The organism is Rhizobium sp. YTU87027 (genome assembly GCF_050644135.1).
Taxonomy (GTDB): domain Bacteria; phylum Pseudomonadota; class Alphaproteobacteria; order Rhizobiales; family Rhizobiaceae; genus Rhizobium.
In genome coordinates, this window is sequence record NZ_CP098440.1 from 2681067 (window position 1) to 2695398 (window position 14332).

The 14332-nt window shown below is 60.6% G+C and carries 17 protein-coding genes; 10 read left to right on the top strand and 7 right to left on the bottom strand.

What is annotated here, in order from left to right:
- Nucleotides 1-11: 11 nt before the first annotated feature.
- Nucleotides 12-1652 carry an FAD-binding dehydrogenase gene (locus NBG89_RS13345; protein WP_431320358.1) on the bottom strand — a complete coding sequence of 547 codons (1641 nt, stop codon included), beginning with the start codon at nt 1650-1652 and terminating at the stop codon, nt 12-14.
- 221 nt (nt 1653-1873) lie between these two features.
- Here NBG89_RS13345 and NBG89_RS13350 point away from each other — a divergent pair, with 221 nt between their 5' ends.
- Both NBG89_RS13350 and NBG89_RS13355 read left to right on the top strand, forming a co-directional pair.
- Nucleotides 1874-2212 (top strand): YciI family protein, encoded by a 339-nt coding sequence (locus NBG89_RS13350; protein ID WP_088693274.1) that lies wholly within the window; start codon nt 1874-1876, stop codon nt 2210-2212.
- 7 nt (nt 2213-2219) lie between these two features.
- Complete coding sequence (locus NBG89_RS13355) at nt 2220-3470, top strand: RNA polymerase sigma factor (protein ID WP_431320359.1); 1251 nt, start codon at nt 2220-2222, stop codon at nt 3468-3470.
- Nucleotides 3471-3472: 2 nt separating this feature from the next.
- On the opposite strand, the gene NBG89_RS13360 is transcribed toward NBG89_RS13355, so the two are convergent.
- The 5 genes from NBG89_RS13360 to NBG89_RS13380 all read right to left on the bottom strand — a co-directional run bounded on the left by NBG89_RS13360 (nt 3473) and on the right by NBG89_RS13380 (nt 8597).
- Nucleotides 3473-4504, bottom strand: a complete 1032-nt coding sequence (locus NBG89_RS13360) for a peptidoglycan -binding protein (RefSeq protein ID WP_088693275.1) — start codon at nt 4502-4504, stop codon at nt 3473-3475.
- A 3-nt stretch (nt 4505-4507) separates the two neighbouring features.
- The gene (locus NBG89_RS13365; protein WP_088693276.1) at nt 4508-5605 is read right to left on the bottom strand and encodes a flagellar motor protein MotA; all 1098 of its coding nucleotides are present in this window, start codon (nt 5603-5605) and stop codon (nt 4508-4510) included.
- Nucleotides 5606-5705: 100 nt separating this feature from the next.
- Nucleotides 5706-6506: an inositol monophosphatase family protein gene (locus NBG89_RS13370; RefSeq protein WP_431320360.1), complete on the bottom strand. Its 801-nt coding sequence runs from the start codon at nt 6504-6506 to the stop codon at nt 5706-5708.
- A gap of 344 nt (nt 6507-6850) precedes the next feature.
- Nucleotides 6851-7933, bottom strand: a complete 1083-nt coding sequence (locus NBG89_RS13375; protein ID WP_431320361.1) for a tetratricopeptide repeat protein — start codon at nt 7931-7933, stop codon at nt 6851-6853.
- A gap of 10 nt (nt 7934-7943) precedes the next feature.
- Nucleotides 7944-8597, bottom strand: coding sequence for a thiamine phosphate synthase (locus tag NBG89_RS13380; RefSeq protein ID WP_431320362.1), 654 nt, complete (start codon nt 8595-8597; stop codon nt 7944-7946).
- A 108-nt stretch (nt 8598-8705) separates the two neighbouring features.
- Here NBG89_RS13380 and NBG89_RS13385 point away from each other — a divergent pair, with 108 nt between their 5' ends.
- Together NBG89_RS13385 and NBG89_RS13390 are read left to right on the top strand one after the other, a co-directional pair.
- Entirely contained in the window at nt 8706-9470 is a 765-nt protein-coding gene (locus tag NBG89_RS13385) for a sulfite exporter TauE/SafE family protein (protein ID WP_431320363.1), read from the top strand.
- A 68-nt stretch (nt 9471-9538) separates the two neighbouring features.
- Nucleotides 9539-9799, top strand: a complete 261-nt coding sequence (locus NBG89_RS13390) for an ArsR/SmtB family transcription factor (protein WP_088693281.1) — start codon at nt 9539-9541, stop codon at nt 9797-9799.
- 154 nt (nt 9800-9953) lie between these two features.
- Here the strand turns inward: NBG89_RS13390 and NBG89_RS13395 are convergent, their stop codons facing one another.
- Nucleotides 9954-10127 carry a YdcH family protein gene (locus NBG89_RS13395; RefSeq protein WP_088693282.1) on the bottom strand — a complete coding sequence of 58 codons (174 nt, stop codon included), beginning with the start codon at nt 10125-10127 and terminating at the stop codon, nt 9954-9956.
- A 229-nt stretch (nt 10128-10356) separates the two neighbouring features.
- On the opposite strand from NBG89_RS13395, the gene NBG89_RS13400 reads away from it, so the two are divergent.
- The 6 genes from NBG89_RS13400 to NBG89_RS13425 all read left to right on the top strand — a co-directional run bounded on the left by NBG89_RS13400 (nt 10357) and on the right by NBG89_RS13425 (nt 14282).
- The gene (locus tag NBG89_RS13400) at nt 10357-10560 is read left to right on the top strand and encodes a YdcH family protein (RefSeq protein WP_007527435.1); all 204 of its coding nucleotides are present in this window, start codon (nt 10357-10359) and stop codon (nt 10558-10560) included.
- 16 nt (nt 10561-10576) lie between these two features.
- Nucleotides 10577-11071, top strand: coding sequence for a 5-(carboxyamino)imidazole ribonucleotide mutase (gene purE / locus NBG89_RS13405; RefSeq protein WP_007802503.1), 495 nt, complete (start codon nt 10577-10579; stop codon nt 11069-11071).
- Entirely contained in the window at nt 11068-12144 is a 1077-nt protein-coding gene (locus NBG89_RS13410; RefSeq protein WP_431320364.1) for a 5-(carboxyamino)imidazole ribonucleotide synthase, read from the top strand. The genes purE and NBG89_RS13410 overlap by 4 nt, the downstream gene beginning before the upstream one ends.
- 163 nt (nt 12145-12307) lie before the next feature.
- Nucleotides 12308-12433 (top strand): type B 50S ribosomal protein L36, encoded by a 126-nt coding sequence (gene ykgO / locus NBG89_RS13415; RefSeq protein WP_003566454.1) that lies wholly within the window; start codon nt 12308-12310, stop codon nt 12431-12433.
- A gap of 106 nt (nt 12434-12539) precedes the next feature.
- Nucleotides 12540-13154 (top strand): hypothetical protein, encoded by a 615-nt coding sequence (locus NBG89_RS13420; protein ID WP_431320365.1) that lies wholly within the window; start codon nt 12540-12542, stop codon nt 13152-13154.
- Between the two features lie 63 nt (nt 13155-13217).
- Nucleotides 13218-14282, top strand: coding sequence for an alpha/beta fold hydrolase (locus NBG89_RS13425; protein ID WP_431320366.1), 1065 nt, complete (start codon nt 13218-13220; stop codon nt 14280-14282).
- Nucleotides 14283-14332 lie beyond the last annotated feature (50 nt).

The following is a 14332-nucleotide window of genomic DNA, read 5'->3' on the forward strand; positions in this document are numbered from 1 at the left end:
AGGCGCCGCCTTTACACTGCCCGCCCGGCAACTCTGCCGGAAAAGATGCAGCCGCCGAGGAAGGTTCCCTCGAGCGCATTGTAGCCATGCATGCCCCCGCCGCCAAAGCCGGTCACTTCACCCGCGGCATAGAGGCCGGGCACCGGATCCCCACTGTGGCCGATCACGCGTGCGGATAGATCCGTCTCCAGACCACCCAGCGACTTGCGTGTCAGGATGTGCAGCCGTACGGCAATCAATGGTCCAGCCTTTGGGTCAAGCAGTGCATGCGGCTTGGCCGTCCGCATTAGCCGGTCCCCGAGGTAGCGCCGAGCACCGCGAAGGGCAATGATCTGGGCGTCCTTCGCAAAGGCATTGCCGATCTCCCTGTCACGCGCCTCGATCTGCGCCCTGAGGCGGCTTGCATCCACGCGCCTTTCGCCCATCAATCCGTTCATGCCGTCGACAAGCGCTTCCAGCGTGTCACGAACGATGAAATCCTCGCCCTTATCCATGAACGCTTGGACCGGCCCCGGTGGCTCCTTGCCCAAACGCTTGAGAAGCAGGCGAATATCCTTGCCCGTGATGTCCGGATTCTGCTCGGAACCGGAAAGCGCAAATTCCTTCTTGATGATTGCCTTGGTCAGAATGAACCAGCTGTAGTCGTGCCCGGTCGCGCAGATGGCTTTCAGCGTCGCCAGCGTATCGAAGCCGGGCATGGCAGGCGCTGCAAAGCGGTTACCCCAAGCATCGCACCAGAAGGAAGATGGACCCGGCAGGATACGTATGCCGTGATTGCGCCAGATCGGGTCCCAGTTCTTCAGCCCCTCCGTATAGTGCCACATCCGATCCGAATTGATCTCGCGACCACCAGCACGTTCGGCGATCTCGATCATTCGACCATCGACATGGGCAGGCACACCAGCGACCATATCAGTTGGCGGTCGTCCCAGCCGGTCGATCGGCCATCTCCGGCGCACCGCGTCGTGATTGCCACCGATGCCCCCTGACGTCACGATCGTTGCGTCGGCTCGTATTTCGAAGAGCGCCGAAAAAACGCGGTTCGTCTCTCGACCGCGGACCGAGGAGTCCGCCTGGAGGATGGTGCCACGAGCGCCGCAGACGACCCCGTCTTGGATTAGAAGGTCATCCACCTGATGCCGGAACAGCAGCGTGACAAGGCCCTTCGCTTCCGCTTCACGCATACGACGAACAAATGGTGCAAGCACAGCCGGCCCGGTTCCCCACGTCACGTGGAAGCGTGGCACGGAATTTCCGTGGCCATGCGCAAGGCCGCCTCCCCGCTCGGCCCAGCCGACCACTGGGAACCAGCGCATACCGTGCTGATGAAGCCACGAGCGCTTTTCGCCGGCGGCAAACTCCAGATACGCCTCTGCCCAGCGACGCGGCCAGTAGTCTTCCGGCCGGTCGAATGAGGCAGACCCCATCCAGTCCTGCCGCGCCAGGCCAAGGTTGTCGCGGATGCCCATCAGCCGCTGTTCCGGGCTGTCTACGAAGAACAGTCCGCCCAGCGACCAGAATGCCTGCCCACCGAGGCTTTGCTCGCCTTCCTGCTCGACGATGCAGACCTTCCGCCCGCGATCCGCCGCCTCTGCTGCTGCCACGAGCCCAGCAAGTCCTGCGCCGATGACCAGCACATCGCATTCAATCAATGCATTCCCCCCAAATCTCCACGAACCTACGCGGACCTCCGCTCAGCGACAACGCCACATTTTCCTCCGTGATATTTTTTTGGCCGAATGTCTAAATGAACTGATGTCGCGTCTCATCTTATCGGAACGGTCTACCGCCGATCCCCGAGCGTTGCAGCTTTTTGCTTTTGGTTCTTAGATGCCTACACGCCGGTCAACGCAACCACAGAGGAGAATGCCTCATGCAGTACGCGCTTATCATTCGCGAGTCGTCGCGGGATTTCGCCCGTCGCGCCGATCCCACCTATCGCGACGGCTGGATTGCCTATACGCAGGCTCTGATTCAGGCCGGTATCATGACCGGCGGCGCCGGGCTGACCGCACCCGAGACCGGCACGGTGGTGCGACGCAAGGGCGAGGACCACGACGTGCAGGATGGTCCCTACCCCGAAGGCAAGGAGCAGTTGGGCGGCTTCTACCTGATCGACGTGCCGGATTTCGACACGGCGCTCGAATGGGCGACCCGGGTTCCCGTTTCCGCCGAGGGTTCAGTCGAGGTGCGCCCTCGCCTCCAGATGTGAGGCGGACATGACCGTCGAGGCCGAGCGCGCCGCCGAACGGGTGGCGCGTCAATCATATGGCAAGCTAGTTGCCTTCCTGACGGCTCGCTCTCGGGACCTACCCGCTGCCGAAGATGCGCTGTCGCAGGCGCTCGTCGATGCCCTGCGGGTCTGGCCGGAGCGCGGCATTCCGGACAGCCCGGAGGCGTGGCTGTTGGTCGCCGCGCGACGCAATCTGATGCAGGGCGTACGCCACCGATCCGTTCGCGAGAATGCGCGCCCCACCATCGCCCTGGCCTTCGAGGAGGCCGAGGCGAGGATGAACGAGGCGACGGCCGAGACGTTTCCCGATGAGCGTCTGAAGATGCTTTTCGTCTGCACCCATCCGCAAATCGACAAGAGCATCCACACGCCGTTGATGCTGCAGGTTGTCCTGGGCATTGACGCAAAAGCAATCGCCCAGGCCTTCGTCGTTTCTCCTGCGGCAATGGGGCAGAGGTTGGTCAGGGCCAAGGCGAACATTCGCGATAGCGGCATTGGATTTGCGATACCCGATCGACGTTCGCTGCCCGAGCGCCTGTCCGCCGTTCTCTCCGCAATCTATGCCGCCTACGGGCTTGGCTGGGATGATCTCGATGGAGCCGATGGTGGTCGTAGTGCGCTTTCCAATGAAGCCGTCTGGCTCTGCCGTGCCCTGCTTTCAATGCTTCCTGACGAACCGGAGGTGGTCGGACTGCTTGCCTTGATGCTCTATTGCGAGGGTCGACGCGCCGCGCGGCGCAATGCCGAGGGTGACTATATCGCGCTCGACAACCAGTCGACGGATCGCTGGAATGCGATCATGCTTGCCGAAGCCGACGCGCTGCTCCGCAAGGCCGGCGCCGCCGACCGCTTCGGTCCGTTCCAATGCATGGCCGCCATTCAATCCGTTCATGCCGCCCGCCGGCTGACAGGTCAGACGGACTGGGATGCTCTCGTGACCTTCTATGACGCGCTGCTGATGATGCAGCCAACGATCGGCGCCCGCGTCAGCCGTGCTGCCGTCCTCGGCCGCACGAAAGGCCCCAAAGCCGGGCTGAACTGCCTCGACGCTATGGATGCAAAGGAGGTCAGAGCCTACCAGCCATACTGGGCCGTTCGCGCGCATCTGCTGACGGAGGTTGCGGACTATCCGGCAGCAGAGACGGCCTATCTATCCGCGATCGGATTGAGCGACAGCCCTGCCGTGCGCAGCTTCCTGATGCGGCGCCTCACTGACCTTCGGATGGGCGCTGCGTAAACCTACTTCTCTGTCAGCTTCAGTTCGATACGACGGTTGGTGGCGCGCGCCTCCGGCGTGTCACCTGGCGCGATCGGCTGGAACTCGCCGAAGCCAGCGGCGACGAGACGGTCGGCCGGCACGCCGCGAGAGATCAGGAATTTGACGACCGAGATCGCACGCGCAGACGACAGCTGCCAGTTATCGACATACCGTCCAGTGCCAGCGAGCGGCACATTATCCGTATGCCCGTCGACGCGCAGAACCCAGTTGATCTCAGGTGGAATTTCCTTGGCAACATCGAGGAGCGCCGTCGCAAGCTTTGCCATCTCGACCTGCCCATCCGGATTGAGATCCGCGCTGCCTGAGGGAAACAGCACTTCCGACTGGAAGACGAAGCGGTCGCCGACGATCCTGATATTCTCGCGATCAGACAGGATTTCGCGCAACCGCCCGAAGAAGTCGGACCGGTAGCGGTTGAGCTCCTGCACACGTTGCGCCAGGGCGACGTTGAGACGACGGCCAAGATCGGCGATCTTGGTCTGCGAGGTTTGGTCCTTTTGCTCGGACGCCTGCAGCGCGGCTTCGACGGCAGCAATCTGACTGCGCAACGCGGCAATTTGCTGGTTCAGCAGTTCGACCTGGCTCATCGCCCGGTCGCTCATCTGCTTCTGCTCGTCCAGTTCCTTCGTAAGGCTGCCGATACGGGCCTGCGCGGCACTCTGGCCGCCGGAACCGGCATCAAGCAACGCCTTCAGCCGTGATCTCTCGCCTTCAGCCGACGCTAGGGATGCCTGAAGATTGGCGACACTATCCTCGAGGTCCTGCTTGCTTCCCTTCTCGAGCGCCAGCAACTGCGTCAATTCGTTGATCTGGCTGTTCAGGCGGTTCAGCACCTCGTCCCGGCCGGAGATTTCGCGGCTGAGAATATATTGGCCGACGACGAAGACGGTCAGCACGAACATGATCGAGATCAGCAGCGTCGACAGTGCATCGACGAAACCTGGCCAGTAGTCCACCGCGCGTTGGGGGCGACGATTGCGGGCGAGAGCCATGGCTTACTTCTCGGTCTTTTCGGTTTGCGGCATGCGCTGAGAGCGTTCACTTGGGCTGTGTTTTTCCTGCGAACCGATCCGTTCAGCAAGACGATCGAGCGTGCGGCGCATTGCCTTCGTTTCATCCTGTTGCGCCTCGATCCAGTCGCGCAGCATCTGCTGCTCGTTGCGCATATTCTTGACCAGACCTTGAATTCCTTCGGCAAGGTTCGCCATCGCCGCAACCGATCTCTGGGTGCCGCCGCTGCCCTCTTCAGAGATCCGCCGCATGTATTCCGAGAGCGCCCGAACGTCATCCGGCGAGACCGCCGAGTTCGCGCTGATCGAAGGCATGGCAATATCGGAGCCTACATCGGTCACCGACGAAAGCCAGTTTTCCAGCTCCATGTAGAACCGGTTCTGGGCGCGGCCCGCCTGCAGGTCAAGGAAGCCGAGAATGAGCGAGCCGGACAGACCGAGCAGCGACGACGAGAAGGCCTGGCCCATGCCCGAGAGCGGCGTCGAAAGCCCTTCCTTCAGCGCACCGAGAACATCCGTCGAACCATTCGATCCCGCATCGAGCGACTGGATCACCGAACTGATCGAGCCGATCGTGCCGATAAGGCCCCAGAAAGTACCGAGCAGACCGAGAAAGACGAGAAGGCCGATGAGATAGCGTGAGACGTCGCGCGATTCATCGAGGCGGTTGGCAATCGAGTCGAGAATGGAGCGAAACGCCGCGGTCGAAATTCCTGCCGTGGCACTGCGGCTGCCGATGAGCGTCCGCATCGGAGCAAGCAACCTGGGATTGCGGCCGACCTTGTCGGCGCTACCCGCGGCGCGGAAGGAATTGAACCACCGCACTTCCGGCCGCAGCGACAGCACATGGCTGAACACGAGGATGATACCAACGGCCAGCACGCCAAGGATCAAACCGTTGAGGCCCGGATTATGCATGAAGGCAGTCTGTGTCTGCCGGAAAAGAATGGCGGCAATGAACCCGACGATGATCAGAAACAGCACCATCGTCCAAAGGAACGGCATCGGACTGGAAAGTTTATAGCTGTAGTTGCCCGTGGTTTTTTCGGTCGAGCCGAACTCCGCCACATTCACATTTTCCATAGGTTCCGCAGCCTCCGGATTCATTTCATCCGGAGACTAGAGCAACATTGTGCCGAATTGAAGTATGCGGAAACGAAAACCGTGTCTTTACAACAGCGATTTACCGCGTTGGAACGGGACGCTTGGCAACCTCAAGCAATGCCTTCTGGATATATTCGTTGCCCGCAACGACCGAACCGGTATCGAGAATGGACGAACCGCCATCCCAATCGGAGACATAGCCGCCGGCTTCACGGATCAGGAGGATGCCGGCCGCGATATCCCACGCAGACAGCCCGGTTTCCCAGTATCCATCGAACCGACCGGCGGCCACATAGGCGAGGTCAAGCGAAGCAGCGCCCATGCGGCGGATGCCGGCAACTTCACCCATAACATGCCGAAGCTCGACGAGGAACTTGCCGTGATTGCCGCGGCCGAGGTGCGGAACGCCACAGGCAACGACGGAGTCCGAAAGCACCCGGCGCGCACCAACACGCAGACGGCGGTCATTCAGGAAGGCGCCACCGCCACGTTCCGCGGTGTAGAGTTCATCCGTGGCCGGGTTGAAGACGACACCGGCGACGATCTCGTTGTTGCGCTCGAGCGCGATCGAGACCGCAAACATCGGAATGCCATGCAGGAAGTTGGTCGTGCCATCGAGCGGGTCGACGATCCAGCGATGTGCACCGTCCGTGCCCTTGATTTCCTCGCTCTCCTCGCCAAGGAAGCCATATGTCGGACGAGCCTTCAGGAGCTCGTCCTTGACGATCTTTTCGGCCTTCCGGTCGGCATTGGAAACGAAGTCGCCGGGGCCCTTCACCGAAACCTGCAGGTTCTGCACTTCCCCGAAATCACGCCCCAGCGACTTGCCTGCCTTGATGGCAGCCTGAACCATGACATTGAGGAGAGCTGAACGAGCCATGTGAGCACTTTTCCTTGAGCGATAATACGGTACGCGCTGTCAGGGAAAAAAGATCCCTGATCGCCAGAGAAGGCAGCGCTCGATAAGATTGGCGGCCTCAAGACCACAAAATCGGGAAAATTTCAAGGGGAGACAGCAGAACCACTGGCTGCCCGGAAAAATGCAGGCGAAATTATTCTGGACAGATTAGTCTGGAATTGATCGACGGCGGCTATCTCGCCGAAGAACGAGGCCGGCCGCTTGCGCCGCCGGATCTTCAAAACCTCCGCTTGATGATCAGGACGGACGATGGCGCGACACGGTCGTCGAGACGACGAAGTCTCTTCGCCGACGCACTCCCTAGATCACTGGAGCCGGCGGAACTTGTTGGCCGCCTCGATCCCCGCCTTTTGCTGGTCTTCCTCGATGCCGAGATAGAAGTCTTCGAGCTCCGGGTCAGGTAGACCGGCCCGACGCGACAGCACATACCACTTCGCAGCCTCAACAGGATCTGGCTTGGTTCCGAGCGCGTTGATGTAGAGGTGTGCGAGCTTGTTTTGCGCAACCACGTTTCCACGATTGGCGGCGAGCCGCAACCACTGGAAACCCTTGACGAAATCGCGCGGCCCATTCTGGCCGTTGACGAGCCAGATACCAAGATCGACCTGAGCCGTGTCGTAGCCGGCATGCGCAGCGCGTGCCATCCATTCGCGTGCCAACTGCTTCTTTTCCTCCGGCAGGTCAGGCAGCGAGGCATAAATTTCCGCCACCGCATACTGTGCGTCGGCGATGCCCTGTTCGGCAGCCTTCTCATAGTAAGGCAAGGCGAGCTTCAATCCCTTGTCGCCCGGATTGTCAGCCGTCAGGATCTGACCCCAGTTGAACTGCGCCGAGGGATTTCCAGCCTCAGCCGCCTTGTGCATGTATTCGTCGGCCTTGGCCTTGTCGCGCGTGACAGACCGTCCCTCGATCAGCATCAGCGAATATTTGAACATCGCCGCGGCATCACCACCTTCGGCGCCCTTGCTGTACCAGAAGGCGGCGTTCTTCATATCGCGCTTGACGCCCAGCCCGTCCGCCAGGAGTTCGCCCATCAGCGTCTGCGCGGCCGGATCACCGAGCTGCGCACGGGGCAGAGCCTTTTCCATCGCGGTCAGATAGTAGCCGCGCTGATAGGCGCCGTAGGCTTCGTCGACCGGCCCCTTGTAGTCCTTTTCCGGCGGCAGATCCGGCAGTTTCGCCCCCATACGGTCGAAGACCCCGACGCCCGTCGACGGTCCCGTGCCATCTGCCTGCGGCCGTCCTGTTTTCAGCGTCTCCGGGGCGGTCGCGAGCGGTCGTGTCACGACGTTATCGACCACCTGGGCAGAAGCGCCATGCGTCAGCCCGACCAGAACGTTGACGGCAAAGGCAGTTGAGAGGCGCAAAGTACAGGACAGGATCGGCATGGGCGCGATATCAATCCTCAAACCGTGGCGCTTTTTCGTCCAAGAGCGCATTGACCTCAGCGACGACGGATGGCGCACGGCTGGCGTCGGCGAAAACCGCAAGCCGCAGCGCGACGAACTCCGCGCCGGTCTCTGCCACCGCCAGCGCGGAAGCCGGATCTGTACCGCCCATGACGATACAGGGAATCTCGATCATCGAAGCCCACCATTCCCCGAGCGCCAGGTTCTTGGGATGTGCTTCCGGCTTGATGTCACCATCGAGCTTGCCGAAGAAGATATAGTCCGGTCGCTCCTCGCCGATCTCCAGCGCATGGTGCCGGTCGGCGGCATTGCCGCCGCCGACGATCAGCTTGTCGGCATATTTGTCGATAGCGTCGGAGATTTCACTGGCCGGACCGGTCAGATGCAGGCCGTCCGCCTTCGTGCGCCCAACGACGCGACTGTCGCCCGCAAGCAGTGCGGCCGCCCCCGAGTCCTGAATAATCGGAACCAGCTTCTCGGCGTGCTTTTGAAACTCGCCATCGTTGAGACCGTATTGCGGCACGATCACAGAGGCGACGTCACCGCCCTTCAAGGCATCGCCCACGACCTTTGCCTGCTCATCGGCATCGGCAAGGTCGGGAGCAATCAAAACTAGGCGGCAGCGGTTTTCCGGTTCGGTCATGAACTCTTTCCATTTACAGCGGAACAGGCCGTTTCAGGGCCGATCTGCACTCGTCCTGTGTGAGTAATTCCGTTAGACGGGGCTGGCAAGGGGAGGATTTTCAAAAGCATGCCGATGGACCTGTCATTTTATTACGCCGCCGTTCCCGCCGTCATCCTGGTCGGACTTGCGAAAGGCGGCATGGGCGATGCGCTGTCGCTGATCGGGCTGCCCTTTCTCGCTCTCGTCGTCTCGCCCGTTCAGGCGGCCGCGATCCTGCTGCCGATCCTCATCTTTATGGACATGATCTCGCTCGTGATCTGGCGGAAGCACGGCGACTGGATAACGCTGAAGATCGTACTGCCGGGCGCTCTGTTCGGCATCGCGCTCGGTTGGGCGACCTCGGCGCTGGTTCCGGGAAATGTGCTTCGCGTCGTCATCGGCGTCGTCACTATCCTCTTTTGCCTTCGCTACTTCTGGAACAACTTCGGCCCCGCAGCCGGAAAGCACACGCCGCCTCAAGGCCAGCGGCCACTGCTTGCGACAATTTGGGGAAGCCTGTCCGGCTATGGTAGCTTCGTCGCGCATGCCGGCGGAGCACCTTTCCAGATTTATGCTTTGCCGCTGCAGATGCAGCCGCGAGAATATACCGGCACCAGCGTCCGCTTCTTCGCGATCCTCAATGCCGTCAAGCTCATTCCCTACTTCGCGCTTGGCCAGCTCGACACGCAAAACCTCGCCACCTCGGCCACGCTGCTGCCTTTTGCGCCGCTTGCGACAATTGCCGGCGCCTGGTGCGTGCGCCGCATGAAGCCCGCGATCTTCTATCCTTTCATGTACGGCATGGCGCTCATTGCCGCCGTGTTGATCGCGAAGGATGGCTTGGGTTTCTGACAATTTTGGGTTTCGTTGCGCCGCACAATTTCCTTGCCCGATTGCGCCGTTTGACGTAGCTTTTCGCCATGTCGAACACGGATCCCTTCGCCGCGATAGCCGATCCTCACCGGCGCTTCCTGCTGGAGGAACTTCGACGCGCGCCGAAGACCGTGAACGAGCTTGCCGAGGGCCTCCCCATCAGCCGCCCCGCCGTTTCCCAGCACCTCAAGGCGCTGCTGGATTGCAACCTGGTTTCCGTCACCGCGGAGGGCACGCGGCGCATCTACGCGGTCAACAATCGCGGCTTCGACAGACTTAATCTTTGGCTCGATCAGTTCTGGGCTTAGCCCGACCGCTCAAATGAAAGACGCCGGCTCGCGACTTTCCGTCGGAACCGGCGCCATAATCGCCTGTCGAGCACGAACTGGTCTAAGCTTTTGGTGAAATTGGGGTTTCGCCCTCCTCGCCTAGGGCCGCGTTCGTTGATTTATTGCATCCCACTCAATGGAAGGATGATTTTAGGCGCTCAATCTCGTCCTTGATCCGCAATTTTCTGCGTTTGCACTCAGCTACTTCATTATCGTTTCGGGAGGGGGATATCATAAGAGAATGCAACTCCTCCTCAAGAGCAACATGCTTTTTTTCGAGTGACTCAAGATGAGCTTGAACAGTCATTTGACCCTTCCTTCCTCTTACCTCTCCCCGGCCAACACCGCCGGAGATCCAAGGCGTCAACCCTCCAACTGTGACATATTTTTGAAGCCTTGTCGAAGGTGAAAACAAGGAGAACACATGGCAAAATCATGACGAACAGCCGCTAGCCGTTACCTCCAATTGGTGATAGGAGCTTGCGGAAATCATCGGCAGAACGGACGATGTCCGAAGACGGTTATGGGGAATGCATATGGCCGATCAGGAACAGGCGGAAATCAGGCTCATGGTCGCGAGACTGCGCCAGGAGCACGAGGATTACGATGCCGCCATCAACGCCATGATTGCCACCGGATGTGACGCGTTGCGCATCCAGCGCATGAAAAAGAAGAAACTGGTCATCAAGGACAAGCTGACAAAGCTCGAAGACCAGATCATCCCTGATATCATCGCCTAAAGGGAATGCCGTGACGATGACAGACAGACCACCCGTTGCCATCATCATGGGAAGCCAATCCGATTGGGAGACCATGAAGAACGCCGCCGACACTCTGGAGGCGCTCGAGATTCCCTATGACGCGCGCATCATATCGGCCCATCGCACGCCGGATCGCCTCGTAAACTTCGCCAAGACCGCCCGCGATGAAGGTTTCAAGGTGATCATTGCCGGCGCCGGTGGCGCGGCCCACCTGCCAGGCATGGCCGCCGCGATGACGCCGCTTCCGGTGTTTGGCGTCCCGGTTCAATCCAAGGCACTGTCGGGTCAGGATAGTCTTCTTTCCATCGTCCAGATGCCGGGCGGCATCCCGGTCGGCACACTTGCCATCGGCAAGGCCGGCGCGATCAACGCCGCCCTTCTGGCAGCTGCAGTCCTGGCATTGTCGGACGAGGATATTGCCGAGCGACTTGACGACTGGCGTGAGCGCCAGAGCGCAGCCGTTGCCGAATATCCGATGGACGACCTATGACTGTAACAACAATCGGCATCATCGGCGGCGGTCAGCTTGGCCGCATGCTTGCCATGGCCGCTGCACGGCTAAACTTCCGAGCCGTCATCTTGGAACCGCAGGCCGACTGTCCGGCCGCGCAGGTCGCCAACCAGCAGATCGTGGCGGCATACGACGATACGGCCGCGCTCGCAGAGCTCGCGAATATCTGCGACATCGTCACCTATGAGTTCGAAAACGTCCCGGTCACAGCCGCCGAGGCGCTTGCGAGCCATGTACACGTCTATCCGCCACCGAAGGCACTCGAGGCTGCGCAGGATCGGCTTGTCGAAAAGCGCTTCATCAACGGATGCGGCGTTCCGACGGCCCGCTTCCATGTCGTCGACAACCAGGCCGACCTCGAGGCAGCATTGCAGGATTTCGGTGGCCGCGGCGTGCTGAAGACCCGCCGCCTCGGCTATGATGGCAAAGGACAACGAGTGTTTCGCTCCAGTGCCGACAAGCCGGATGGCGCCTTTGCAGCGCTCGGTGAGGTCCCCCTGATTCTCGAGAGCTTCGTGCCCTTTGAGCGCGAGATCTCCATCATTGCAGCGCGCGCAACGGACGGCACTATCGTCTGTTACGACCCTGCTGAAAACGTTCACCGCGACGGCATCTTGCACACGTCGACTGTACCTGCCTCGATTTCAGCGGAGACGGCAGCGGGGGCGCGTGAAAGCGCCGAGAAGATATTGGCTGCGCTTGGCTATGTCGGCGTCATCGGCATCGAATTCTTCGTACTCGCCGACGGCAGCCTGATCGCCAACGAAATGGCGCCGCGTGTCCACAACTCCGGCCACTGGACCGAGGCCGCCTGCGTGATCTCACAGTTCGAGCAACATATCCGCGCGGTTGCCGGCCTGCCACTCGGCAATGCCGACCGCCATTCGGACTGCGTAATGCAGAACCTGATTGGCGACGATATCCTGGCGCTCCCGGACTGGCTGCGGCGAGCGGACACGCTGGTTCATCTCTATGGCAAGACGGAATCTCGTCCCGGCCGGAAGATGGGACACGTCACGACATTGACCGCGAAATTGCCGGTTTCCCCCTGATAAAGCCGCTCCGGCCATGGGAAAAACACCGTCACGTGGTTGACACAGGCAAGTCGTCGGGTTATCTGCACGCCCAACCTGAAGAGCGCGCCCCGAGCGCGCTTTTGAATGTAATAGCTACGGGCGGATGTGAATTCCCCCTCAAACATCGCGGATCAAAACAATGAAGATCAAGAATTCGCTCAAGTCGCTCAAGGCTCGTCACCGTGACAACCGCCTGGTTCGCCGCAAGGGCCGCATCTACATCATCAACAAGCTGAACCCGCGCTTCAAGGCTCGCCAGGGCTGATATAGCGCGCCTGGACGGTTTCGTGGCATTTTGTGCTCGTGCCTGTCCGGGGATTGCTTCGGCAATCGAATCAAATTGCTTTGATCTTCAGCGGTGGCGGGCTAACATGTCCGCCATGCGCTTTTTTGTTATGACCTGTGCGGCGCTGCCGCTGTCCCTTTTTCTGTTCGCTCCTGCCTTCCCTGCCACGGCCGCGGACAAGGACGTCATCGTCGAGCAACCGGACACAAACCTCTCACCCAAGCAACACCTGGATCAGCTCTATGCGCAGCTGAAGCGCGAACGCGATCCAGACAAAGCGAGCGGTATCGCCAACGAGATTCGCGCCCAGTGGAACGACTCCGGCAGCGCGACCGTCAACCTCCTGATGCAATGGGCCGACAAGGCGATCGAGGAGAAGCGCACCGCTGCTGCCCTCGACTTCCTGGATCAGGCGATCGCCCTCAAGCCCGACTACGCCGAAAGCTGGAACCGCCGGGCAACGCTCAACTACGCCAATGACAACTATCGCAAGTCGATGTCCGACATCGAGCACGTACTCGACATTGAGCCACGCCATTTCGGCGCGCTTTCCGGCATGGCGGCCATCCTCACAGAGACGGGCAACGACCAGCTGGCCCTGAAAGCCTGGGAACGTTTCCTCGAGATCTACCCGGCCAATCGTAGCGCCCAGGAGCAGATGAACACGCTCTCCGAAAAGCTGGCTGGCAGCCGCACCTGATCTTGACGGTGAACCGCGAGACCCAATCTTACGTGTTGGTCACGTGAGTGAACAGATATAGCCATGCTTGCCGTAGCCTCCGCTCTCCTTGCCCCCATCGCCGCCGCGATCGGCTACTCCTCCTACAAAGGACGTCGATTCGAGGCGATATGCCCGAACATCGGTGAGTTGACGGATATCGGCGGCTATCGGCTGAACGCCCTTCACATCGCGTGTCCAGAGACCGCCGATCTGCCGCCTCTGGTCTTCATCCATGGTGCAAGCGGCAACCTGCTTGATCAGGTCGGCGCCTTCCTGCTGGCGCTGCAAGGCCGCGCCGAGATGCTGTTCGTCGACCGCCCTGGCCACGGCTATTCGGAGCGTGGCGGTCCGACGAATGCCCTGCCTTCGGGACAGGCGGATGCGATCGCAAAACTGATGGAAAAGCGTGGCATCAAAAGAGCCATTATCGTCGGACATTCCTTCGGCGGCGCGATCGCAGCCGCCTTCGGCGTGCGCCACCCTGACAAGACGGAAGGCCTGCTCTTTCTCGCTCCCGCGACACACCCCTGGCCAGGCGGCATCGACTGGTACTATCACCTCGCTGCGATGCCCGTCCTTGGCTGGCTGTTCAATCACGCGGTCGTCGTGCCACTCGGCCTGCGACGCTTGGAGCAGGCGACATTGAATGTTTTCCGGCCCAATCCGCGCCCGGATGACTACATCGCGAAGACGGGCCCCACCCTGGTGCTGCGCCCGCGTGCCTTCTACAACAACGCCGTCGATTGCACGCGCCTACTGACCTACCTCAAGGCCCATTCTCCGCAATATTCCAGGATTACCGCACCGACCATCATCATTACCGGTGACAGCGATAGCATCGTTTGGGAACACATCCATTCACAGGGATTGGCCCGCGATATCGTCGGCTCCGAACTGGTGAAAATCCGCGGCCTAGGCCACAAGCCGGACTATGTGGTCACCGATGTCGCCATTGCCGCCATGGAGAAGATCGGTGGCGCTGCCCGTGATCTTCAGGCCGCCAAGCGCCATGCCGAACGCCGCCTGATGCGCGAACAACCCGCTCAACCGATAGACATTGCAGCATCCTTCGGAGACCTGACGCCTCCGATTGCAACGGGAAACTAACCTTTCAGCGACCAAACGGGCTGTAGCGGACGACCGTGCATTGTCTGGAG